This window comes from Nocardia rhamnosiphila NBRC 108938, from assembly GCF_000720425.1.
GTDB lineage: Bacteria > Actinomycetota > Actinomycetes > Mycobacteriales > Mycobacteriaceae > Nocardia > Nocardia rhamnosiphila.
Map to the genome: position 1 here is coordinate 23,478 of NZ_JOAJ01000015.1, position 21,417 is coordinate 44,894.

The window sequence follows — 21,417 nt, forward strand, 5'->3', positions numbered from 1 at the left end:
CAGCTCCCGGCGCGTTGCTTCCGAGGGTACCGAGTTGTCGTGACCTCAAGCCCAGAGCTGGCCGTCGAGCCGTTCCTCGGCTTCTTCGAGGGTGCCGTCGTACGCACCGGTGGACAGGTATTTCCAGCCGCCGTCGGCCACGACGAACGCGATATCGGCGCGGCGGCCCGCGGCGACCGCCTTCCGGGCGACCCCCAGTGCGGCGTGCAGGATCGCGCCGGTGGAGATACCGGCGAAGATGCCCTCTTCGAGAACCAGTTCGCGGGTGCGGCGCACGGCGTCGTAGGGGCCCACCGAGAACCGGCTGGTGAGCACCGACTCGTCGTATAGTTCGGGGATGAAGCCCTCGTCGATGTTGCGCAGACCGTAGACCAGTTCGCCGTAGCGGGGTTCGGCCGCGACGATCTCGATATTCGGGACCTTCTCGCGCAGGAACCGCCCGGTCCCCATCAGGGTGCCGGTGGTGCCCAGCCCGGCGACGAAATGGGTGATCTCGGGCAGATCGGCGAGAATTTCCGGGCCGGTGGTCTCGTAGTGGGCGAGCGCGTTGGCGGGGTTGCCGTACTGGTACAGCATCACCCAGTCCGGGTTGGCGGCGGCGATCTCCTTGGCCCGGGCCACCGCCTGGTTCGAACCACCCGCCGCCGGCGAGTCGATGATCTCGGCACCGAACATGGTGAGCAGCTGCCGACGCTCCACCGAGGTGTTCTCCGGCATCACACACACCAGGCGGTATCCCTTGAGTTTCGCCGCCATGGCCAGCGAGATCCCGGTGTTGCCGCTGGTGGGTTCCAGAATGGTGCAGCCGGGGATCAGCCGGCCGTCGGCCTCGGCCTGCTCGATCATGCGCAGCGCGGGACGATCCTTGATGGACCCGGTGGGGTTGCGGTCCTCGAGCTTGGCCCACAGCCGTACCGGCTGCTCGCCCTCCCACTGCGGGGACAGAGTGCGCAGACCGACCAGCGGGGTGTTCCCGAGGGTCGCGATCAGTGACTCGTAGCGTGCCACGGAATTATCGGGCCCCGCCCGCGACGGCCGGCAGGATCGTCACGGTCGAGCCCTCGCCCACGGCGGTCTCCAGACCGCCGGAGAACCGCACGTCCTCGTCGTCGACATAGATATTGACATACCGGTTCAGCTTGCCCTCGTTGAGCAGCCGCTCGGCCAGCCCCGGGTGGTTGGCCTCCAGGTTGTCGATCACCGCGGCGAGCGTGGACCCCTCGGCCGCGACGCGCTTCTCGCCTCCGGTGTGGGTACGCATGATGGTCGGGATGGACACGGTGACCGGCATGGTGCTGCTCCTCGCTTGTACTCGGTATGTGGGTCGGAAAACTGGGGCGGTCAGGCGGTTTCGTACGCGTCGACGATCCGGACCGGCTCCTCGGTGACCTCGCCGTCGACGATCCGGTAGCTGCGCAGCTCGTGGCGTTCGGCGTCACGGGTGGAGATCAGCACGTAGTGGGCGCCGGGCTCGGAGGCGTAGGAGATATCGGTACGGCTCGGATAGGCCTCGGTCGCGGTGTGCGAGTGGTAGATCACCACCGGCTCCTCGTCGGCGTCGTCCATGGCCCGCCAGACCTTCAGCTGTTCGCCGGAATCGAAACGGTAGAAGGTGGGCGACCGCTCCGCGTTCATCATGGCGACGAAACGTTCGGGCCGATCGGACCCCTCGGGTCCCGCGATGATGCCGCAGGCCTCGTCGGGATGGTCGGCGCGCGCGTGCGCGACCATCGCATCCACCAGGTCGGCCCTGATCACGAGCACAATCGAACCCTTCCACCTCTTGTCACGGCCGTCGCCGACCGGTCACAGCCGACAACTGCCGAGGATATTCGGGTATTCCCGGCACCCCTGCACGGCCCCCTACCGCTCGATGCGCACATCCGCGTGATGCGGGATGGGCCACCGATGCAACCGGGGTCATTGGGGCTCCCGGCCCGCCTCGCCGGAAGCGGGGTCGATCAGGCACCGAACAGGTCGCTGTACGCCGGGATGCCGGCCACGGAGTGGGCGGTGCGGATCGCGTCGACCACCGCGCGTTCGACGCAGACCGCCGCCGCGGTGCCCAGTGCGTCGACCACCGCCAGGTCGGCGGGGAACGCGGCGGGCAGCCGAGGCCCCTCCGGCGGTGTCGCGGTGCCGGTGGCCAGCGCGAAGAAGGTGTCCCCGTCGAGCGGGGAATGGGCCGGGCGGACCGCCCGGGCCAGGCCGTCGTGGGCGACCGTGGCCAGCCGGCGGCATCCGGCCGGGTCCAGCGGGGCGTCGGTGGCGACCACGCCGATCGTGGTGTTGAGGACGGTGCCCTTCACCGCCAGCGCGTTCGCGGCCGCGAGTTCCTCGGCGGTACCCGGGCGCAGGCCGAAGAACTCGGCTCCGTCGGTGCCCGCGCCCCACGGTATCCCGGTGCGGGGGTCGAAGACCGATCCGACCGGGTTGGCGACGACCAGCGCGCCCACCGTCAGTCCGGCGGCGATGCCGTCGTCGAACCGGATGCTGGCGCTGCCGATACCGCCCTTGAGCGCGCCGGCCTGGGCGCCCGTCCCGGCGCCTACACAACCGCGCACGAAATCGGGTCCGGCGGAGTCGGCCGCGTAGTAACCGAATTCGGCGGTGGGGCGGGTATTCCAGTCTCCGACCGGAAGGTCGAAGATCACGGCACCGGGCACGATCGGGACCACGCGGGTGGGGTCCTCGGGCGACATGGGCAGCCCTTCACCGTGTTCCTCCAGCCAGCGCATCACCCCGTCCGCGGCGGCCAGCCCGTAGGCGCTGCCGCCGGTGAGCAGGATCGCGTGTACCTGCCGCACCGTGTTGGCGGGGTCGAGCAGATCGGTCTCCCGGGTGCCGGGGCCGCCGCCGCGGACATCCACCGCGGCGACCGCACCGCCCGGCGCGCGGACCACGGTGCAGCCGGTGGCCGCACCGGAGCCGCGGGTCGCGTCCGGATCGAGTATGTGGTGGTGGCCGACGAGCAGGCCCGCCACATCGGTGAGCGCGTTCCGCGCTCCGGGCGCGGCGGTCACGGGGCCATCGCCTGCAGCAGGGAGTCCTGCATCCAGGTGAGCCAGTGGTAGACGTCCAGATGGGGAGCGCGCGGATCGTCGGGCGGGAACTGCTCGGGCGTGTCGGCGTCGATTTCCAGCACCACGCCGAGGGCCAGCCGGACATCGGTGAGCGCGGTGAGCCAGGAATCGGCCTCTTCCGGAGTGATGACGATCTTGCCGCCGTCCTCGGGGAGGGTGTGCAGTACCACCCCGGCGGCGGCCAGTTTCGCGTCGATGATCTCCGGCTCGTGCAGCCCGCGCAGCGCACTGTTCAGATCGGCTCGTTCGGCGTCGGGGGAGCCCGGTTCGGCCCGATGGAATTCGGGCAGTAGCCGGGCCAGCCGCGGGTCGTCGGGCGGCGCGGTATTGCCGCTGCGCAGACCGGTGAGAGCGGCGAGCTCGTCCTCGGGGGCCGAGGAGGCGCGTTCACCCAGCAGACCCGAAACGGCTCCGACCAGCGAGCGCAGCACGCTGGCTTCGCGCGCGTCCATCTCCGACCGCAGTTTGAGACCGCTCAATGAGTTCTTCCGGCTCCATTTACGCACGTCGCTACGGTAACCGTCCGATCAGTCGTCTCGTTGCATGGTGGCCCACAGGCCTGCCGCGTGCAGGCGGCGGACATCCTGTTCCATTTTGTCCCGCGATCCCGACGATACGACCGCTTTGCCCTCGTTGTGCACCTTGAGCATCAGCTCGGTCGCCTTGGCTTTGCTGTAGCCGAACAGCTTCTGGAAGATGTAGGCGACGTAGTGCATGAGGTTGACCGGATCGTCCCAGACCACCGTGACCCATGGCCGATCCTCTGCCTCGAGGATCTCGGTGTACTCCACGGCCTCCGGTGTCGCCTGGGCCGCCGACAACATGACGCCGGGGGCGCCGAGGAGGACCTCTGTCGTCGATGAGCGGGGTGCGGTGTTGCACAAGGCCATGAATTCAAGAGTACGACGCGCGGAGTAATTCACAACACCCGGAGCAGCAACGATGCCGCTCGTCCAAGCCTACCGGCCTGCCGCGCACGACCCGCGACACGCCGCCGCGACGGTCCGGCGCCCGGGGCTGCCCCCGGCGGGCTTCGCCGCGGCGCGAAGCGGCTGTTTACAGTGACATCCGTGGACCTGCGCGACGCGGCCGGTAGCACCGCTCTGCTGACCGACCAATACGAGCTCACCATGCTGGCCGCCGCGCTCGCCGACGGTTCCGCGGCGCGCCGGTGCACCTTCGAAGTGTTCGCCCGGCGTTTGCCGCATGGTCGCAGATACGGTGTTGTGGCCGGTACCGGCCGTTTCCTCGATGCGCTGGCCCATTTCCGGTTCGGCGAGGCGGAGCTGGAGATCGCCGCTCGGTTCCTGGACGCGGATACGGTCGCCTGGTTGCGCGATTACCGGTTCACCGGCGATATCGACGGCTATCCGGAAGGCGAGCTGTACTTCCCGGGTTCGCCGATCCTCTCGGTGACCGGAACCTTCGCCGAATGTGTGCTGCTCGAGACGCTGGCGCTGTCGGTGTTCAACCACGACAGCGCGATCGCCGCCGCGGCCGCCCGGATGGTGAGCGCCGCCGACGGGCGCCGGATGATCGAGATGGGGTCGCGGCGCACCCATGAGCAGGCCGCACCCGCCAGTGCGCGGGCGGCCTATCTGGCCGGTTTCCACGCGACCTCCAATCTGGAGGCGGTCCGCCGCTACGGTGTGCCCGGCGCGGGTACCAGTGCGCACGCGTTCACCCTGGTACACAGCGGCGCCGACGGCGAGCACGAGATCGAGGCATTCCGCAGTCAGGTGGCGGCGCACGGCACCGGCACCACTCTGCTGGTCGACACCTTCGACATCACCCGCGGCGTCGCGCTCGCGGTCGAGGTCGCGGGCCCGGAACTGGGCGCGGTGCGTATCGACTCCGGTGACCTCGGTGTCCTTGCCCGGCAGGTGCGCCGGCAACTGGATGAACTGGGCGCGGTGAAAACCCGGATCGTCGTATCCGGGGACCTGGACGAATACGCCATCGCGGCACTGCGGGCCGAACCGGTGGACGCCTACGGGGTCGGCACCCAGTTGGTCACCGGATCCGGCGCGCCGACCGCCGGAATGGTCTACAAGCTGGTCGAAGTCGAGGGTCTGCCGGTGGCCAAACGGTCCAGTCACAAGGAGTCCCGCGGCGGAGCCAAACGCGCGGTGCGTCTGGCGCGCGGCACCGGGACCATCATGGAGGAGATCGTGTACCCCGCGACCGCCGACCGGCCGGCGCCCGACGGCTACGAGGTGCGCGATCTATCGGTCCCGCTGGTGCGCGGTGGTGCGGTGCTGGACCGGCCCGGCCTCGCCGAATCCCGGGATCTCGTCGCCCGCGGCTTGGTGAGTCTGCCGTGGGAGGGGCTCAAACTGTCCGGCGGCGACCCGGCGGTTGCGACTACATTCCTGGTCTGACCGGGCGTACGCGAGGAGACTGGAATCATGAAACGCGCGCTGATCGTGGTGGATGTGCAGAACGATTTCTGCGAGGGCGGTTCGCTTGCCGTATCGGGTGGCGCCCGCGTCGCGGAGTTGATCAGCGAATATCTGGCCGAGAACCGATACGACGCGGTGGTGGCCACCCGTGATTACCACATCGACCCGGGCGCCCATTTCTCCGAGACACCCGACTATCTGGACAGCTGGCCGCCGCACTGCCGGGTCGGCACCCCGGGGGCCGATTTCCACCCGCGATTCGATACCGCCGCGGTGCAGGAGGTGTTCTCCAAGGGCGAGTATTCGGCCGCCTACTCGGGATTCGAGGGCGCGTCGACCGCCGGGGAAACCCTCACCGAGTGGTTACGTGCCCGCGATATCGGTGCGGTCGATATCGCGGGTATCGCCACCGACTATTGTGTCCGGGCGACCGCGCTGGATGCCGTCGCCGCCGGTTTCACCACGCGGATCCTGCTCGGTCTCACCGCCGGCGTCGCACCGGCGACCGTCGAGAAGGCTTTGGACGAACTGAACGGGGCCGGGGTCGAACTGTCCGGCGCCGTGGTCGTGGCCGGCGCCTGAGCGCGGCCCACGGCGGGTGCAGTTGTCACCGGGTCCGGGCACAATCACCGTCATGACCGCCACCGGGGACGATGTCCGCTCCTATGCCCTGGCCCTTCCGGCCACGACCGAAGAATTCGCCTGGGGCATGCCGATCTTCAAGGTGGAGCGCCGGCTGTTCCTCACCCTGCCCGAGGACGAGACCTCGATGGCGGTGCGCTGCCCGGTTGTCGACCGGGACGAACTGGTGCAGGCCGAACCGGACAAGTTCTGGATCGCCGGGCACGAGGCCGGCAACCCGTGGGTCCGGGTACGGCTCGCGGCGCTGGACGATCTGGACGAGATGCGGGCCATAATCCTGGATTCGTGGCGGCTGGCGGCGCCTCCATCCCTGGTCGCGGACACGGTGGAGGCTTCGTAGCGACCGGCTTTCTCCGGCGTGCCACGCGTCGAACCCTTGCCGTCCATATACTCGTGCACGTATATTCGTAGGCGAGTAAGGAGGGTGTATGGCGAAGAAGCGCAAGGTCGGCAATCTGCTGGCCCTCGCGGTGCTCGCGGTGATGCAGGACGAAGCCATGCACCGGTATCAGATCGCGGCCCGGCTGCGGGAATACGGCAAAGACCGGGACATCGATATCAAATGGGGGTCGCTGTACACGGTTGTGCAGAACCTGGCCAAAGCCGGTTTCCTCGAGGTGGTGGGCAGTGAGCGCGAGGGGGCGCGGCCCGAGCGGGTGATCTATCGGATCACCGCGGCCGGACGTCGCGAACTCATCGACTGGACCCGGGAACTGATCGCGGAACCGGAACCCGAGCGTGGCCGGTTCGTCGCGGGCCTGTCGATTCTGGCGGTGCTGCCGCCGGAGGACGTGGCCGAACTGCTGGGCCGCCGGCTGGCCGCACTGGACGAGCAGATCGCGCAGGTGCGCGCGGAGTTCGCCCAGCTCGCCGGCACCTTGCCGCGGCTCTTCCTCATCGAATCCGAGTACGGGCTCACCGTGCTCGAGGCCGAGGCGGAGTGGACCAGGGCGTTGCGCGCCGAGTTGGTCGAGGGCACCTTCCCCGATCTGGCGGAATGGCGGGCCTGGCACCGGAACGGGCCGGGCGTGGACAGCGGGCGTGCTCGCGCGTACGTGGAGGGGGCTGGTAGCACGACGGATCAGTGAACCCACCGGGCCCGATGGAGGTGCGGCAACACCACCATCGAGCTCGGATCACCGTCTCGGACCGTGCCCGCGCGCACGCACACCCGGCCACGAGTTTGGCAGAACACAGGATAACCGGGTGGGTGGACGCCGGGGTGGTTCGGCAAAGAAAACGGTCCGGACCACGACGGTTCCGGACCGTGCCGCCGCGGGTCGGCGGCGTCGATTCGAACTCCCGAGGAGTACTTCCATGTCCGGAACAGCGACCGCCCTGGTGATCGGCGGCGGTATCGCGGGGCCCGTGGTGGCCACCGCATTGCACAAAGCGGGTATCGAGGCCCGCGTCTACGAGGCGTATCCGAGCCCCGCGTACACGATCGGCAGCGGCCTGGCCCTGGCACCGAACGGTGTCGCCGCCCTGGATGTGATCGGAGCCGGGGACGCGGTCCGCGATATCGCGGTGCCGATCCCGCGGATGGCACTGTCGGTCGGCGCAAAGCTGCTGTCCATGCCCGTGCTGGGGGATCAGCCGCCGCTGCAACTGGTCGATCGTGGTGAACTGCACCGCGCCCTGCACGAGCGGGCGGTCGCCGCGGGGGTGCCGGTCGAATTCGGCAGGCGGCTCGAATCGGCGGAACAGACCGCCGACGGTGTGCTCGCCCGGTTCACCGACGGCAGCACCGCCACCGCCGATGTGCTCATCGGCGCGGACGGTATCCGCTCCACCGTCCGCGGGCTGATCGATCCGGCGGCGCCGGGCCCGGAATACACCGGGATGCTCGGTTTCGGCGCGACCGTGGACTGCGCGGTCGATATCGAACCGGACACCATCGTTTTCGCCTACGGTTCCCGGGCCTACTACCTGTACTGGAGCGCCGGTCCCGGCCGGATCGGCTGGGGAGCGAACCTGCCCAGCAAGGAGTATCTCTCACTGACCGACGCGCGCCGGATCCCCGCCGAACACTGGCTGGAGGTGCTGCGCGAAACCTACGGCGCCGACACCCCGGGCGGGCAACTGGCCCGGGCCACCACCGCCGACCGGCTGGAAACCGTGGGCGCGTTGCACATCATGCCGCCGGTTCCGCACTGGTACCGGGGACGAATGGCGCTGGTGGGCGACGCGGTGCACGCTCCGTCGAACAGCTCCGGTCAGGGTGCGTCGTTGGCGATCGAGAGCGCGATCGAACTGGCTCGGTGCCTGCGGGACATTCCCGAACCGGCCGAGGCGTTCGCGGCCTACGAGACGCTGCGCCGCGCTCGGGTGGAAGGTGTGGCCGCGCGCGCGGCGAAGATCAATCACAGTAAGACGCCGGGACCGGTGGCCCGCAGGATGATGCAGTGGCTGATGCCCGTCCTGGCGCGCACGGTGATGAAACCGGAGAAGACGGTCGCCACCGAGCAGCGCTACCGGATCACCTGGGACGAGCCGGTGCGCCGCACCCCGGCCTCGGCGCGGTAGCCGAACGGCCCGGCGGCGAGAAACCCTCGCCGCCGGGCCGTTCGACCGGTCGTCAGCATTCGAAGGGGATCGTGTTTCCCGCGGCGTCGCGGGCCCCGATGCCCTTCACTATCGCTTCCTCGAGTTCCGCGACCGATTTCCAGGTGCGCGGCTCGTCGTCGTCCAGATTGCCGATCGTGTACCAGTCCTCGGTCTCCCGATAGCGGACGAGACCGAAACCCCCGGGATCGACGGTGATGTCGAGATCGCCGGAGATGGTGCCCTCTTCGCGGGTCATCACCGATGCCGAGGCGGGTAACTCGATGACTTCGGCTATTTGAACTCACCCCGTTCGACGCAGTCGTCCACCGCGGTACGCAGTGCGGTCTGTTCCTCTGGGTCAACGCTCAGGCCGTACTTTAGCTTGACCTGCACATAATGCGAGACATAGCCACACCGGAAACTTCCCGGCGGCAGATAGTGCGCCGCGTCCTGGTCGCCTTTGGAACGGTTCGCCGACGGATCGGAGGCGATGAGGTTCAGCGCGTCGTTGGCGATCCGGCGCCGGGTGTCGGTGTCGAGATCCTTGGCACCCGACCGCCAGGCCTCGGCCAGCGGCACGATGTGCTCGGCGTCGACACTCTTGGCCTCGACGATGAACTTGTACGGCTTGAGTTTCCCGGTCTTGCTGTCCATGACGCCGTAGGCGTCCTGCCAGCCGCCGCCTGTGCCGATCTTCAGATCGCAGGTCTTCGGATCGAGGCTCACCTCGCCGGTGGCGTCGCGCAGCATCATCACCTCGCGGGTGGTGCATTTGAGGTATTGGGCGAATTCCGGCCCGAAGCCGTGTTCGGGTTCGTTGTTGTCCCAGTGCGGGAACTTCTCCCGGCTGTACCCGGCCATTCCGACCTCGGCCTGCACCGGCAGCTTGTCGAGCGCGGACCGTATTTCGGCGGCGGTGCCGGCGACCGATTTCGCGGCGCCGGCGGCGGGATCGGTCGGGCTGGGACTACAGCCCTGCAGGAGAAAGCCCGCGACCAGGGCTATCGCGATCAGCACGGGGACAACGAGGGCGGCGAACCTGCGGGCCGGGGCGGGCAGGGCAGAAAGCAGCGAGTTCATCGCCGGACCTCCGCGAATCGATGGGGGAGGGCCGCGCGGCCCGCTTCGTGTTCATTTGCTGTGCGCTTCAACGAGATTCCTTGCCGAGGTGCCGGGATATGCCGAGCGTCAAGCTACCGGCCGGTCAGCTAACCGAAAGCTACTGTCCGGTGTGAGATTCGGCATACCTGGGCGGGAGTACCCGATGAGGGAGCGGGGTATTCCTCTTCCGTCTGGAAGGGCACCACCCCCGAGTCGCCGTGCCGGCGCCGACTCGGGGGTGGCCGTGTCACGGGCGCTGGATCCGGTGCGAGTCGCGGGCCGGTTGTCCGGACCGGCGATCACGACGCACCGCGGGGCTTGATGAGGGGTAGACCCGAGGTCTTTCCGCACCGGTACGCTCGCCGTGACGTTCTGGGGGCCGGATATGATCCGGCCGGTTCTCGATATGCAGCTGTAGGTGTCCGGCAGTCGGCCGGTATTCCGGCTCCCGGTGTACGCCGATCCGCCGTCAGGTGAAAAGCATAGGGAATTCCCATGATTGGGAGCGAGTCGGGTCGCGTCGGTGGATCGCGGTGTCATTCCGCGATGTCGGCGTCCTCGTCGTCGGGGTGGATCTGGGCAGTCGGCGGGACGCCGGTGTCCAGGAAATGGATCAGCCGCTCGATGCGCTCGGTGTGGTCCAGGGTCCGGGCCAGTTTGTGACCGATGAGGGCCAGTGTGATCGTGGTTTCGGTGGCGGTGTCCCCGGTCGTGGACAGCGCGTTGTGCAGTTTCCGGTTCAGGGTCTGCATGGTGTCCGCGCCGGTGTCGTCGGCGGGGGTGTGCCGGCCGCGGGTGACGGCGCGCTGGGCCCGGGCGGTGCATTCCGCGGTGAGGCCGGCCATCTGCGCCAGGACATCGAGGACCGGCGGCGGGGCGATGGGGTCGGGATGGGTGCGGTACACCTGATCGGCGACCCGGCTGAACAGCCGGCCGATCCGGGACAGCTCACCCGCGATCTGGATCGCGGTCACCACATGGCGTAGGTCGCGGGCGACCGGTGCCTGTAGCGCCAGCAGGACGACGGTGCGCGCTTCGCAGGCGCCGTACATCGTCTGGAGTCGTTCGTCGAGGGCGAAGACCTCGTAGGTGGCGGCGAGGTCGGCCCCGACGACGGCATCGGTCACACGTTCGGCCGCTTCATGGGTGATACGGCACATCTGTGTCAGATCCGCGGTCAACGCGACGAGCTCGTTGGTGAACTGAGTTCGCACGGGGGAATTGTCGCCCATGGCGCGCGCTCCGGTCGAATGAACCGACGATTCCTTCGGCCGGTTGTTTTGCGGGCGCGTCGCGGACGCCGGTGTTACCGTCGCCACATGACCGATATGCGGCGTATGAAACATCGCATTGTCACCACTTTTCAGCGGCATGTGGCCAATCCGCTGAACCGGAAGCGGTCGGCGCAGCAGTTGCTGGAGACCACGGGCCGGGTGAGCGGGGCACCCCGGGTCGTGCCGGTCGGCGGCCGGCGGACCGGTAACGAGTTCTGGTTCGTCTCGGAGTTCGGGGACCGCTCGGACTATGTGCGCAATATCCGCGCGAACAACCGGGTCCGGGTGCGGTTGCGCGGCGAATGGCTGCCCGGTACCGCGCACCTGCTGCCCGATGACGACGCGGTGCGCAGGTTGTCTTCGCTACCGCGTGGCAACAGTGCCGCGGTGCGCGTCATGGGTACCGATCTGCTGACGATTCGCGTCGATTTCGACAGCTGAGGATATTCGCGAATATTCGTGCGCACCGCACCGGAACATTCGGTGAAACGTGTACTGATTCGCTGCGGATAATCTCGTGACGGATCGCATCGTCTCCAGAAATTGATGTGTGCAACGGCTTTGTCGTGTTCACTGTCACACCGTCGCGGATTTGTCCGTCACCGTGCGTAACGATTAGCTTCCTCTCCGTTGGCATCGATGCCGGACCGGAGAGATCACACGCATGAATTTCGCAACAATCCGTCCCGCGAGAGCGGTACCTGGATCTCGGCCATGAACTCCGAGCGCCATACCGCGGCGATCGATTCCGGGACCCGATCCGATTCCGCCGAACTCTCGCGAAATCCCTCCGCGCGAGAAATCGTCCAGCAGAATTTCTCGGGCACCATTGTGTCCTCGCTGCGCACCTTCGGCCGCGCGGTCGGCATGGCCCGGGCATCGGTCACCGGCGCGGCGTCGGATGTGGCGCGCGGCCGGTTCCAGTGGCAGGAGATGCTGACCCAGGCGTGGCGGCTGGTCACGGTCACCGCCTTCCCGGCGATTCTGATGGCGATCCCGTTCGGGGTGATCGTCTCGGTGCAGGTCGGCAACCTCATCCACAACCTCGGCGCCGATTCGCTGCTCGGCGCCACCGGCGGCCTCGGCGTCATCAAACAGGGCGCGCCCATGGCCACCGGATTCCTGCTGGGCGGCGCGGGTGCCGCGGCCATCGCGGCCGATCTCGGCGCCCGGACGATCCGCGAGGAGATCGACGCCCTGCACACCATGGGTATCAGCCCGGTGCACCGGCTGGTGATACCCCGGATGGTGGCGATGCTGCTGGTCGCGCCACTGCTCAATATCCTGGTGATCTTCGTCGGCGTCATCGCCGGATACCTGGTCGCGATCGGCGGGCAGGGCGTGACGCCCGGGTCCTACTGGGCGACCTTCGGCTCCTTCACCACCGCCGCCGACGTCTGGGTCTCCCTGCTCAAAGCACTCATCTTCGGATTCCTGGTGGTGATCATCGCCTGCCAGCGCGGTCTGGAGGCCAAGGGCGGGCCGCGCGGTGTCGCCGACGCGGTGAACGCCGCGGTGGTGCTGTCGGTGGTGTCGATCGTCATCGTGAATCTGGCCATGACCCAGGTGACCGCCATGTTCCTCCCGACCAGGCTGGCGTGATGGCCGCGACCTCCTACGCCCCGAAGGGGCTCGGCTTCCTGGCGCGGTATTTCCGGCGCGGCAGCCGGATCCTGGGCGCGGTCGATTCGCTCGGCTTCGTGCTGGTGTTCTGTTGGCAGGTGCTGTCCTCGATCCCGCTGGCGTTGAAGCGCTACCGGGGCGAGACCCTGCGCGTCATCACCAATATGACCTGGGGCCGCGGTTCGGTGATCGTCGGCGGCGGGACCGTGCCCATGATGATCGTGCTGGGTCTGGTGATCGGCGCGTCGATCGGCGTGGAATCGTTCGCCACCCTGGACATGCTGGGAATGGGCCCGGTGACCGGTATCGTCTCGGCGTTCGCGACGACGCGCGAGCTGGCCCCCATCGCCGCCGCGGTGGGGTTCGCCGCGCAGGCCGGCTGCCGGATCACCGCGGAGATCGGCTCCATGCGGATTTCCGAGGAGATCGACGCCATCGAGGCACTGGGTCTGCGGTCGGTACCATTCGTGGTGACCACCCGGGTCATCGCCGGGGCCATCGCCATCGTGCCGACCTTCCTGATCGCGCTGATCGGTTCGTATTTCGCCTGCCGCGGCCTGATCACCCTGGTGCACGGCCAGTCCGCCGGGGTCTACGACCACTACTTCTTCCAGTTCATCGCCGGGTTCGACATCGTCGCGGCGACGGTGAAGGTCGCCGTCTTCGGCATCGTGGTGATCTGTGTGCACAGCTATTACGGCTTCTTCGCCACCGGCGGTCCCGAAGGTGTCGGTATCGCCTCGGGCCGGGCCGTCCGCGCCAGTTTCGTCGCCATCATCGCCATCGATATGGTGCTGACCCTCCTGCTGTGGGGATTCGACTCGGCGATCAGCTTCACGGGATAGGGACAGATGCCGAAGTACGGAATGCCCGGGGTCGCCGCCGATCCGCGCAGTGCGCGGCGGGTCGGCGCTGTCGTGGTCGCGCTCGTGGTGGTGCTCGTCCTGGCCGGGTACGGGTACCGGGAGCTGACCGGGGACGACGGATTGCGTATCGCGCTGCGGACCGAACAGGTCGGGGACGGTGTGGTGGCCGGCACGCTGGTGCGGATCGACGGTGTCCAGGTCGGTGCGGTCACCGATATCGAGCCCGCCGGGCGGGGCACCCAGGAGATCGGGCTGGCCCTGGACCGCGACCGCCTGCACGGTATCGACGACAGCATGCTGGTGGACTACGCGCCCGCCAACCTGTTCGGTATCAGCGAGATCGAACTGCGGCCGGGCGCGGGCGGCGCGCCCCTGGAATCCGGCGCGGTGGTCGATCTGACCGGACGCCGGGCCGCCGATGTGTACGACGCGACCATGGGGGCGCTGCTGCGCAGCCTCTCGCAGACCGGTGACACGGTGTTCACACCCGATATGGCCATGGTGATCTCGCAGGCGGCCGCCGATGTGAAGGCATTCACCCCGCTGGCCGAGGCGCTGATCACCGCGGGCCGGGTGATCGCCGACCATCAGTCCATGCCGGCGAACGAACTGGTCGGGCGGCTCGGTCCGGCATTCGAGGGCGGCGGCCAGTTCGCCGGCGCCACCATCGAGGTACTCGACCAGATCGTCGATATCGATGTGCTGCGCACCGACCGCGCCGACTACGACGCGGGCGTCGAGGCGCTCACCGGCGATATCCTGCCGGGTCTGGCCGCCACCGCGCACAGCGCCGGGCAGCTGTCCGGATACACCGACGCGCTTGCGCCGACCCTGAACCTGCTGTCGCTGGCCGTGCCGGACCCGCAGCAGTCCGCCGCCGACCTGCGTACCCTGCTCACCCGCTTGGGGCTCGCGCTCGAGGAAGGTCCCGACGGGCCGGTGCTCGATCTGGACGTGGAGCTGGGAGGTGCGCGATGACCGCACGCCGCGCCGCTTGGCGGCTGGCCCTGTTCGCCGGAGTGATGGGCCTGGTGCTGGCACTGGTGATCGGCGCCATCGAACGACCCGTGGACGGTGAGACCGAAACCCATCACGCGCTGTTCACCGATGCCAACGGCCTGAAGACCGGTGACGACGTCCGGATGTTCGGGGTGCAGGTCGGCAAGGTGGAGGCCGTGACGCTGGAGGGCGACCGGGCGAAGGTTCGTCTGACGGTCACCACCGACACCCCGGTCTACGACAACAGCACGCTGGCCATCCGGTACCAGAACCTCACCGGCCAGCGCTATATCGACCTGCAACAGCAGCCGAACGCCGGTACCCGGCTCGTCGGCGGATCGACCATCGGCCCGGAACAGACCGTCCCGTCGTTCGATGTGACCAGCCTGTTCAACGGTCTGCAACCGGTGCTGGCGACCCTCTCGCCGGAGGCTCTCAACCAGCTGACCGAGAGCCTGCTCGCGGTGATCGAGGGCGACGGCGCCGGTATCGGGCCCGCCTTGGACGCCATCGGCACACTGAGCGAATACGTGGGCGACCGGCAGCAGGTGATCGGCACCCTGGTCCGGAACATGTCGGATTTGTCCGACCGGGTGGGTGGCCGCCTCTATCATCTGGTGCCGCTGCTGGCCCGGCTCACCGATATCTTCCAGGCGCTCCAGCGCAATGTCGGCGGGCTGGCCGATTTCGCGATGAGCGCGCCCTCGGTGCTCGAACCGGTGGACCGGCTGCTGGCCGCGGCCGGACTGACCCCGGAGATGGGTCCCGATATCGACGCCATGATCCGCGCCCTGTTCCCCGACCCGCAGCAGGCCGTCGATGTCTTCGGCCGGCTGCCCGGGTTGCTGGCCGCGGTGGACACATCCTTCCCTCGGACGCCGGCGGGGTTCCGTCCGGAGTGCAGTAAGGGTACGGCCGAGGTACCGGCTCCGGTGCGGGTGCTGATCGGCGGACAGCGGGTGGCGATATGCAACGGGTGAACCTCGGGACATGGACGGCGGCCATCGGCCGCTGGTTCGACCGCGACCAGCCGATCACCGACGAACCGACCGAACTGCGCAAACAGTTGCGGCTGGGCGTGATCGGCGTGTGCGCGGTGGCGGTGCTGGCGGTGGCCGTCGGGGCGCTGTACGTGGTGCCGCTGGGAAAGCGGACCTACACCGCCGAACTCGGCGAGGCGCAATCGGTGAAACCCGGCGATGATATCCGCCTGGCCGGCGTACCGGTGGGCGAGGTGAAATCCCTGGATCTGCGACCGGACCGTGTGCTCATGCGCTTCACCGTGGACCGGGATGTGTTCGTCGGCGACCGCAGCTCCCTCGATATCCGGATGCTTACCCTGGTCGGCGGCCACTATGTGGCGCTGTTCCCGGCGGGTAGCGAGGAACTGGGTGACGAACCGATTCCCGCCGACCGGGTCCGGCTGCCCTACAGCCTGATGGAAACCTTCCAGGACGCCACCACCCCGCTGCGCGAAACCGACGGCGACACCCTGCGCCGCAACCTCGCCGCGCTCGACACCTCCATCGACGCCGCGCCGGAATCGCTACGCAGCGTGCTGGATACGGTCGGCAGTTATCTGGACGCCATCGAACGCCAGCGCACCCAGGTGTCGAACGCCATCGCGACCGCGGACGAGTACGTCACCATGTACGACGGCGCGAAAACGGATCTGGGCCGGCTGATGGACAACGTCAACCTCATGGAAACGGTCCTGCTGGACAAACGCGCCGAACTGCGGCAGGCGCTGGCGCTGCTGAGTTCGGTGGTGCAGCGGGTGAGCGCGCTGGCGCCCGCCTGGGACGACACCTTGCGGCCCAGGGCCCAGCAGTTGGCCGATGCGCTGCCCCGACTGCAGGAGTACGGCAACCAGTTGGAGCCCATGATCGTTTCGGCGCAGAGCCTGGGTACGAAACTGCGCGAGCTGACCGGCCCGGACGGCGGAGTGCGCATCGATCGGTCGGGGACCACGGTGACCGCTCCGGGACCGGACCCCGGTGCGCTCCTCTGCGTCCCGCTGCCCGGGAAGGCGTGCTGATGGTGCGGAAAGTACTCGGATCGCCGGCGCTCATGTCGATCGCCGGGGCGGTGGTGCTGGTGCTGGCGGTGACCGCGGCCTATGTGATCGCGTTCGAACCGCTGAAGCAGACCCGCGCGTACTGCGCGCTCATGCCGGACAGTATCGGCCTCTACCAGGGCAATCAGGTTTCGATGCGGGGTATCGCCGTCGGCACGGTGACCGGTATCGCGCCGGAGGGCGCGAAGGTGCGGGTGGATTTCGAGGTCGACGCCGACCATCCGCTCTACGCCGACTCCGGAGCCACCACGGTATCCAACACCGTCGTCGCCGACCGGGAGTTGGCGGTGTTGTCGAGCGGCAAGACCACCGAGGAATGGGATCCCGGACAGTGCGTGACCAAAACCCTCACGCCGAAAAGCCTGACCCAGACCGTCACCGCGCTCGCGGAACTGTCCGATCAGATCGGCGGCACCGAAACCCGGCCGAACGCCCTGGCCGGTGGACTGGACGCGCTCGACACGGCGTCGGCCGGCACCGGGCCCCGGATCAATCATCTGATCGATCAGCTGGGCCGGGTCCTGGAATCACCGGACGCCGATATCGCCCACCTGGCCGGTATCTTCGACGCCTACGCGTCGGTGTCCAACAAGGTGGCCGAGCACTGGGGTGATCTGAAACTGATGCTGACCCGGCTGGCCCCGACCCTGAACCAGGCGCACACCGAACTGCTCACCCCCGGGATCGCGCTGTTCGACGGACTGGGCGAAATCCTGCCGGTGCTCAACGATCTCACCGTGATCCTGGCCGACCCGCTCATGGCTTCGCTCGACGGCCTGGTACCGCTGGTGAAGTTGCTGCGCGCGAATGTCGGGTCGCTCGGCGAGATCGTGCGCAGCACGCCGGTGCTGGTCTCGGCGTTCCGGACGGTCACCGATCCGGCGAGCGGGGCGCCCGGCCTCACCTACGCGCCCCCGCGGGTGGCCGTCCCGCAGGCGAATGCCGAGCAGGTGTGCGCGGCGGTGAACGCGGTATCGCCCGGCCGCTGCGCCGGTGCGGCCGGCGGCATGGTCGAGCTGGATCTGACGCGGCTGGTGCTGGGATCGGTGGGTGCTCGATGACCGCGCGGATCACCGTGGACCTCACCCGCCTGCGACGTGCGCTGGCCGCGTTCGGCCTGGCGGCGGCTTTGGCCGTGTCGGGCTGCGCGTTCGACCCCTCCGATATCCCGGTGCCCGGCGCCACGGTCGCGGGGGACAGCTACCGGCTGCGGATCGAGTTCACCAATGTGCTGAACCTGCCCGCGCGGGCCAAGGTGATCGCCAACGGCGCCCAGGTGGGCAATGTGGACAAGGTCGAGGTGATACCCGGTGACGCGGCGGGCCCTGGATACGTGGCCGTCGATATCGAAGTCGAGGATTCGGTCGAGCTACCGGCCACCACCATCGCCGAACTCCGGCAGAACACCGTGCTCGGCGATATCCATATCGCGCTGACCACCCCGCCCGACGGATACGCCACGCTGCTGCGCCCCGGCGACACCATCACCCGGGACCACACCCGGCCGCCGGTCCAGCTCGAGGACACCATGGCCGCGATCGCGTTCTTCGTGAACAGTGGGTCGGTGGGGCAGTTGCAGGACATCGTGAACCGCGTCAACTCGGTGCTGCCCCAGGATCCGGCGGAGACGAAGCGGATCGCGCAGGTTCTCGCCACCGATACGGTGGACCTGGCCGCCCACCTGGACCAAGTGGATCTGCTGCTGTACGGCGTCGCGTCGAATGCCGAGGTGATGCACGGGATCCAGGACGAGCTGGACAATATTCTGCGCCCGGAGTCGGTCCGGCAGATGAACGCCGCCACCGAATCCATCGCCGGGGTGACCGAGATCTTCGGCGGGTTGGGCCCGGTGGGCGGATCGCTGACCTGGCTGGCGCCGCTCGCGCAGTCCGGCGGGGCGGCCGCGGCGGCGCTGGTTCCACTGGTGACCGGCGGACCGCTGGACCTGCGGCAGCCCTCGAACCTGAATCTGCTTATCGCGCTGCTGCGGGACAAGGTCATCCCGTTCGTGGAGAACGGGCCCCAGGTGAACCTGCGCTCGGTGCGCGCCGGCGGTCTGTCCACGGACGACCAGGTGAACCGGATCATCGAAACCCTGCGCATGATCGGAGCCGTGCGATGAAGATCGGGCCACTGGCCTCGCTGGGCGGTATCGCGGCCATCACCGTGCTCGGCGCGAGCTATCTGACCTTCGGTGTGGTGCGCGCGGACCCGTTCACCGAGTACCTGAACGCCGCTCTGGTCCTCGACGACTCCGGCGGGCTCGGTGTGGGTTCACCGGTGCTGCTCACCGGTATCGAGGTCGGCCGGGTAACCTCCGTGGACCGCGTCGCCGACGGAGTGGAAGTCGGTTTCCGGGTGGATGATTCCCACCGTGTGCCCATCGACAGCGTCGTCACCGTCGAACACCTCTCGGCGCTCGGGGAACCCTATGTGCAGTTCGCGCCCGAGACCGGGGCGGGCCCATACCTGCGCGACGGGCAACGGCTGGAATCGGAGGACGTCCACACCCCACTGTCGATTCCGGAGGCCGCGCGGATGGTCACCCGGACCATGAACCAGCTCGACCCGGCGACCATGGGATCGCTGGTGCGGACCCTGCGCGATGCCCTGCACGGCACCGACGCGGCGCTGCCCGAACTCACCCGCGCCGCCGACCTGCTGGCGGCCACGATCATGTCCCGGGAACCGCGCATCGCCGAGCTGCTCGACAATTTCGAGACCGCCGCCGCGGACAGCGACTGGTCCGGCCCGGCCACCTCGGCCGCGGCCACCGAATTCACCCGGTTCGCCGAAGTACTCGATGATTTCGTCGAAGCGGTGGGCCGGTTCACCGGCGCCGAGGGCTCACCGGAGATGTATCTGCGCGACGACGGCCTGGTCTCGCTGCTCCAGCGGCTGCGCGAGTTCCTCGACGAGGCCGGGCCCGAACTGGCTGCCCTGCAACCCGGGCTGGTGCCGCTCACCGACGCACTGAACGGCGCCGTGCCGCAACTCGATATCGGCAGTCTGATCGGCCAGGCGCTGCAGAGCACCACCGACGATTCGGTGCGGCTGCGGGTAGGGGTCGGATAACCGGACCGGTGGTTCAGGGCTGGTCCGGGGCGTCGATATTCGCGCGGTCGAGGATGGCCTGCGCCTGGTTGTCGACATCGCCCAGGGCCGAGATCAGGTCCAGCGCGCCGAGTTCGAACGGTGTCTCCTCGGCCATCTGCCGTAGTTCGGCCAGGACGGAATCGATATCGTCCTCGGGCGGGCGGCGGCGTCTCGGATCCGGGGCGTCGATCGGCTGCCAGGCGATGGCCTGCTGCCACCACGGATCGCCGGTCGCCCAGGCCCAGATCGTCTTGCGCACCAGGATGGCGTCGTCGGTGTAGAGCTGGAAGAACGCGTCGAGGTCACGATGCTCGAGCTCGAAGATCTCCTCCGGTAATCGGCGTGCCCGGATATGGCACATGGGGGCGCGGATCACCTTCAGCGCCGGGTCGCGCGGATCCGGCGGAGTCTCCAGGATCTCGTCGAGGATGCTCTCGGTGAGATAGGGCAGCCGGAAATCGCCCGCGGTCACCGGGACCCGGGCGGCTCCCCGCGGATTGTAGAAGCGGCGGGTGGCGACATCGAGTACGGCCAGATCGCGGTCGGCGGTGAGTGCCAGCAGTGCGCGCAGGCAGTCGAAACGATCATCGACGGTGGCCTCCAGCAGTGCCCCGCGGGCTTCGGGCCGCCGGTACACCCGCAAGCCGGTTCCGGAGCGGTGGATCAGCGTGCACACGACCCCCACCGGTTGCGGCGGCGGGGTCGGCTCGGGTGCGCCGGCCAGGGACCGATAACGCTCGTAAGCCTGTGCGGCCGACTCGATACCGGCCGCGGGCAATACAGCGAAAAGAGAACTCACCCGCCAAGTACAGCAAAGTATCCGACTCGGCGCTGGTTCACTTAACAGAAATATCGCTCCGGCAACAGGATTCGCGGCAGATCAGAGACCGGTGACATTCGCGAGCTGGCCGATCCCGTAGGTGACCGCCATCGCCAGCGCACCACCGATCACCACGCGGGCCATCGCTCGTGGCCGGCTGCTACCACCGAGCCCGGCACTGATCGACCCGGTGAGCGCCAGCGCCAGCAGGACCGCGACCATGGTGACCGGTATCCGCGCCGACTCCGGCGGGAGCAGGATCGCCAGCAGCGGCAGCAGCGCGCCGACGGTGAACGAGACCGCCGAGGACAGCGCGGCGTGCCACGGATTGGTCAGCTCGTCGGGATTCAGTCCCAGTTCGGCCTCGGCGTGCGCGGCGAACACATCGTAGGCGGTGAGCTCCTCGGCCACCTTCCGCGCGGTTTCCGCGGACAACCCCTTGGCGTGGTAGATGGCGGTGAGCTCATTGAGTTCGTCGGCCGGATCCTGTGCCAGCTCCCGGCTCTCCTGCTCCAGCAGCGCCTTCTCCGTATCGCGCTGGGTGCTCACGGAGACGTACTCACCGACCGCCATGGAAATGGCGCCCGCGCTGATGCCCGCGATACCCGCGGTGAGAATCGCGTCGGTATTCGACGACGCGGCCGCGACCCCCACCACGAGACCCGCGGTCGAGACGATCCCGTCGTTGGCGCCCAGCACTCCGGCCCGCAGCCAATTGAGTTTCGCCGCCAGTCCGGTCTGCGGGAGGTACTTGTCCTCGGCTGCCTCGGTCATACTCGCACACTAGGCGAATATGTGCAGGTGAGGACAAGTTTGCCGACTGTATGTTGCCCGTAAACGTGCTCAGGTGCACGCCTCGGCCGGTGCCTGTGGCCGCCCTGAATCGA

25 protein-coding genes are annotated in these 21,417 nt (G+C 68.3%); 14 read left to right on the top strand and 11 right to left on the bottom strand.

The window, feature by feature from the left end; all coding sequences use genetic code 11:
* Positions 1 to 45 precede the first annotated feature (45 nt).
* The 6 genes from IG75_RS0133725 to clpS all read right to left on the bottom strand — a co-directional run bounded on the left by IG75_RS0133725 (position 46) and on the right by clpS (position 3,973).
* Positions 46 to 1,008 carry a PLP-dependent cysteine synthase family protein gene (locus IG75_RS0133725; protein WP_030525489.1) on the bottom strand — a complete coding sequence of 321 codons (963 nt, stop codon included), beginning with the start codon at positions 1,006 to 1,008 and terminating at the stop codon, positions 46 to 48.
* 4 nt (positions 1,009 to 1,012) lie between these two features.
* The gene (locus tag IG75_RS0133730; protein ID WP_030525488.1) at positions 1,013 to 1,291 is read right to left on the bottom strand and encodes a MoaD/ThiS family protein; all 279 of its coding nucleotides are present in this window, start codon (positions 1,289 to 1,291) and stop codon (positions 1,013 to 1,015) included.
* 50 nt (positions 1,292 to 1,341) lie between these two features.
* On the bottom strand, positions 1,342 to 1,764 hold the full coding sequence (locus IG75_RS0133735) for a M67 family metallopeptidase (RefSeq protein WP_030525487.1): 423 nt from the start codon (positions 1,762 to 1,764) through the stop codon (positions 1,342 to 1,344).
* Between the two features lie 197 nt (positions 1,765 to 1,961).
* The gene (locus IG75_RS0133740) at positions 1,962 to 3,023 is read right to left on the bottom strand and encodes a P1 family peptidase (protein ID WP_030525486.1); all 1,062 of its coding nucleotides are present in this window, start codon (positions 3,021 to 3,023) and stop codon (positions 1,962 to 1,964) included.
* Positions 3,020 to 3,589: an oxidative stress transcriptional regulator AosR gene (gene aosR / locus IG75_RS0133745; RefSeq protein WP_030525485.1), complete on the bottom strand. Its 570-nt coding sequence runs from the start codon at positions 3,587 to 3,589 to the stop codon at positions 3,020 to 3,022. The genes IG75_RS0133740 and aosR overlap by 4 nt, the downstream gene beginning before the upstream one ends.
* Before the next feature lie 21 nt (positions 3,590 to 3,610).
* On the bottom strand, positions 3,611 to 3,973 hold the full coding sequence (gene clpS, locus IG75_RS0133750) for an ATP-dependent Clp protease adapter ClpS (protein WP_030525484.1): 363 nt from the start codon (positions 3,971 to 3,973) through the stop codon (positions 3,611 to 3,613).
* Positions 3,974 to 4,153: 180 nt separating this feature from the next.
* On the opposite strand from clpS, the gene IG75_RS0133755 reads away from it, so the two are divergent.
* The 5 genes from IG75_RS0133755 to IG75_RS0133775 all read left to right on the top strand — a co-directional run bounded on the left by IG75_RS0133755 (position 4,154) and on the right by IG75_RS0133775 (position 8,653).
* Entirely contained in the window at positions 4,154 to 5,464 is a 1,311-nt protein-coding gene (locus tag IG75_RS0133755) for a nicotinate phosphoribosyltransferase (protein WP_051715469.1), read from the top strand.
* A 27-nt stretch (positions 5,465 to 5,491) separates the two neighbouring features.
* Positions 5,492 to 6,067 carry a nicotinamidase gene (locus tag IG75_RS0133760; protein WP_030525482.1) on the top strand — a complete coding sequence of 192 codons (576 nt, stop codon included), beginning with the start codon at positions 5,492 to 5,494 and terminating at the stop codon, positions 6,065 to 6,067.
* A gap of 52 nt (positions 6,068 to 6,119) precedes the next feature.
* Positions 6,120 to 6,467: an MmcQ/YjbR family DNA-binding protein gene (locus IG75_RS0133765; RefSeq protein ID WP_030525481.1), complete on the top strand. Its 348-nt coding sequence runs from the start codon at positions 6,120 to 6,122 to the stop codon at positions 6,465 to 6,467.
* 88 nt (positions 6,468 to 6,555) lie between these two features.
* Entirely contained in the window at positions 6,556 to 7,215 is a 660-nt protein-coding gene (locus IG75_RS0133770; protein WP_030525480.1) for a PadR family transcriptional regulator, read from the top strand.
* 229 nt (positions 7,216 to 7,444) lie between these two features.
* The gene (locus IG75_RS0133775; protein ID WP_030525479.1) at positions 7,445 to 8,653 is read left to right on the top strand and encodes an FAD-dependent oxidoreductase; all 1,209 of its coding nucleotides are present in this window, start codon (positions 7,445 to 7,447) and stop codon (positions 8,651 to 8,653) included.
* A 52-nt stretch (positions 8,654 to 8,705) separates the two neighbouring features.
* Here IG75_RS0133775 and IG75_RS0133780 read toward each other — a convergent pair whose 3' ends face one another.
* The 3 genes from IG75_RS0133780 to IG75_RS0133790 form a co-directional block, all read right to left on the bottom strand.
* On the bottom strand, positions 8,706 to 8,930 hold the full coding sequence (locus tag IG75_RS0133780; protein WP_168165652.1) for a hypothetical protein: 225 nt from the start codon (positions 8,928 to 8,930) through the stop codon (positions 8,706 to 8,708).
* A 35-nt stretch (positions 8,931 to 8,965) separates the two neighbouring features.
* Complete coding sequence (locus IG75_RS0133785) at positions 8,966 to 9,754, bottom strand: HNH endonuclease family protein (protein ID WP_030525477.1); 789 nt, start codon at positions 9,752 to 9,754, stop codon at positions 8,966 to 8,968.
* A 557-nt stretch (positions 9,755 to 10,311) separates the two neighbouring features.
* Positions 10,312 to 10,989 (bottom strand): phosphate signaling complex PhoU family protein, encoded by a 678-nt coding sequence (locus tag IG75_RS0133790; protein ID WP_245713414.1) that lies wholly within the window; start codon positions 10,987 to 10,989, stop codon positions 10,312 to 10,314.
* Positions 10,990 to 11,094: 105 nt separating this feature from the next.
* On the opposite strand from IG75_RS0133790, the gene IG75_RS0133795 reads away from it, so the two are divergent.
* The 9 genes from IG75_RS0133795 to IG75_RS0133835 all read left to right on the top strand — a co-directional run bounded on the left by IG75_RS0133795 (position 11,095) and on the right by IG75_RS0133835 (position 19,689).
* Entirely contained in the window at positions 11,095 to 11,490 is a 396-nt protein-coding gene (locus tag IG75_RS0133795) for a nitroreductase/quinone reductase family protein (protein ID WP_030525475.1), read from the top strand.
* Between the two features lie 273 nt (positions 11,491 to 11,763).
* Entirely contained in the window at positions 11,764 to 12,651 is an 888-nt protein-coding gene (locus IG75_RS0133800; RefSeq protein WP_036515936.1) for an MlaE family ABC transporter permease, read from the top strand.
* A complete protein-coding gene (locus IG75_RS0133805; protein ID WP_030525473.1) occupies positions 12,651 to 13,517 on the top strand; it encodes an MlaE family ABC transporter permease in 867 nt (288 codons plus the stop codon). The genes IG75_RS0133800 and IG75_RS0133805 overlap by 1 nt, the downstream gene beginning before the upstream one ends.
* Positions 13,518 to 13,523: 6 nt before the next feature.
* Positions 13,524 to 14,516, top strand: a complete 993-nt coding sequence (locus tag IG75_RS0133810) for an MlaD family protein (RefSeq protein ID WP_030525472.1) — start codon at positions 13,524 to 13,526, stop codon at positions 14,514 to 14,516.
* On the top strand, positions 14,513 to 15,517 hold the full coding sequence (locus IG75_RS0133815; protein ID WP_030525471.1) for an MlaD family protein: 1,005 nt from the start codon (positions 14,513 to 14,515) through the stop codon (positions 15,515 to 15,517). The genes IG75_RS0133810 and IG75_RS0133815 overlap by 4 nt, the downstream gene beginning before the upstream one ends.
* On the top strand, positions 15,505 to 16,575 hold the full coding sequence (locus IG75_RS0133820; RefSeq protein ID WP_030525470.1) for an MCE family protein: 1,071 nt from the start codon (positions 15,505 to 15,507) through the stop codon (positions 16,573 to 16,575). The genes IG75_RS0133815 and IG75_RS0133820 overlap by 13 nt, the downstream gene beginning before the upstream one ends.
* Positions 16,575 to 17,675 carry an MlaD family protein gene (locus IG75_RS0133825; protein ID WP_030525469.1) on the top strand — a complete coding sequence of 367 codons (1,101 nt, stop codon included), beginning with the start codon at positions 16,575 to 16,577 and terminating at the stop codon, positions 17,673 to 17,675. The genes IG75_RS0133820 and IG75_RS0133825 overlap by 1 nt, the downstream gene beginning before the upstream one ends.
* Positions 17,672 to 18,736: an MlaD family protein gene (locus IG75_RS0133830; RefSeq protein WP_081877338.1), complete on the top strand. Its 1,065-nt coding sequence runs from the start codon at positions 17,672 to 17,674 to the stop codon at positions 18,734 to 18,736. The genes IG75_RS0133825 and IG75_RS0133830 overlap by 4 nt, the downstream gene beginning before the upstream one ends.
* The gene (locus tag IG75_RS0133835) at positions 18,733 to 19,689 is read left to right on the top strand and encodes an MlaD family protein (protein ID WP_030525467.1); all 957 of its coding nucleotides are present in this window, start codon (positions 18,733 to 18,735) and stop codon (positions 19,687 to 19,689) included. Before IG75_RS0133830 ends, IG75_RS0133835 begins: the two co-directional genes overlap by 4 nt.
* Before the next feature lie 13 nt (positions 19,690 to 19,702).
* On the opposite strand, the gene IG75_RS37680 is transcribed toward IG75_RS0133835, so the two are convergent.
* The gene (locus IG75_RS37680) at positions 19,703 to 20,509 is read right to left on the bottom strand and encodes a hypothetical protein (RefSeq protein WP_156059379.1); all 807 of its coding nucleotides are present in this window, start codon (positions 20,507 to 20,509) and stop codon (positions 19,703 to 19,705) included.
* Between the two features lie 81 nt (positions 20,510 to 20,590).
* Entirely contained in the window at positions 20,591 to 21,304 is a 714-nt protein-coding gene (locus tag IG75_RS0133845; RefSeq protein ID WP_030525465.1) for a VIT1/CCC1 transporter family protein, read from the bottom strand.
* Positions 21,305 to 21,417: the final 113 nt, after the last annotated feature.

What these genes read in the sequence shown, in the direction of transcription:
- IG75_RS0133820 (WP_030525470.1), top strand. Translation starts at nt 15,505, where the DNA reads ATGCAACGGGTGAACCTCGGGACATGGACGGCGGCCATCGGCCGCTGG.
- IG75_RS0133805 (WP_030525473.1), top strand. Translation starts at nt 12,651, where the DNA reads ATGGCCGCGACCTCCTACGCCCCGAAGGGGCTCGGCTTCCTGGCGCGG.
- IG75_RS0133835 (WP_030525467.1), top strand. Translation starts at nt 18,733, where the DNA reads ATGAAGATCGGGCCACTGGCCTCGCTGGGCGGTATCGCGGCCATCACC.
- IG75_RS0133795 (WP_030525475.1), top strand. Translation starts at nt 11,095, where the DNA reads ATGACCGATATGCGGCGTATGAAACATCGCATTGTCACCACTTTTCAG.
- IG75_RS0133760 (WP_030525482.1), top strand. Translation starts at nt 5,492, where the DNA reads ATGAAACGCGCGCTGATCGTGGTGGATGTGCAGAACGATTTCTGCGAG.
- IG75_RS0133775 (WP_030525479.1), top strand. Translation starts at nt 7,445, where the DNA reads ATGTCCGGAACAGCGACCGCCCTGGTGATCGGCGGCGGTATCGCGGGG.
- IG75_RS0133785 (WP_030525477.1), bottom strand. Translation starts at nt 9,754, where the DNA reads ATGAACTCGCTGCTTTCTGCCCTGCCCGCCCCGGCCCGCAGGTTCGCC.
- IG75_RS0133765 (WP_030525481.1), top strand. Translation starts at nt 6,120, where the DNA reads ATGACCGCCACCGGGGACGATGTCCGCTCCTATGCCCTGGCCCTTCCG.
- IG75_RS0133845 (WP_030525465.1), bottom strand. Translation starts at nt 21,304, where the DNA reads ATGACCGAGGCAGCCGAGGACAAGTACCTCCCGCAGACCGGACTGGCG.
- IG75_RS0133810 (WP_030525472.1), top strand. Translation starts at nt 13,524, where the DNA reads ATGCCGAAGTACGGAATGCCCGGGGTCGCCGCCGATCCGCGCAGTGCG.
- clpS (WP_030525484.1), bottom strand. Translation starts at nt 3,973, where the DNA reads ATGGCCTTGTGCAACACCGCACCCCGCTCATCGACGACAGAGGTCCTC.
- IG75_RS0133830 (WP_081877338.1), top strand. Translation starts at nt 17,672, where the DNA reads ATGACCGCGCGGATCACCGTGGACCTCACCCGCCTGCGACGTGCGCTG.
- IG75_RS0133780 (WP_168165652.1), bottom strand. Translation starts at nt 8,930, where the DNA reads ATGACCCGCGAAGAGGGCACCATCTCCGGCGATCTCGACATCACCGTC.
- IG75_RS0133815 (WP_030525471.1), top strand. Translation starts at nt 14,513, where the DNA reads ATGACCGCACGCCGCGCCGCTTGGCGGCTGGCCCTGTTCGCCGGAGTG.
- IG75_RS0133730 (WP_030525488.1), bottom strand. Translation starts at nt 1,291, where the DNA reads ATGCCGGTCACCGTGTCCATCCCGACCATCATGCGTACCCACACCGGA.
- IG75_RS0133800 (WP_036515936.1), top strand. Translation starts at nt 11,764, where the DNA reads ATGAACTCCGAGCGCCATACCGCGGCGATCGATTCCGGGACCCGATCC.
- IG75_RS0133770 (WP_030525480.1), top strand. Translation starts at nt 6,556, where the DNA reads ATGGCGAAGAAGCGCAAGGTCGGCAATCTGCTGGCCCTCGCGGTGCTC.
- IG75_RS0133825 (WP_030525469.1), top strand. Translation starts at nt 16,575, where the DNA reads ATGGTGCGGAAAGTACTCGGATCGCCGGCGCTCATGTCGATCGCCGGG.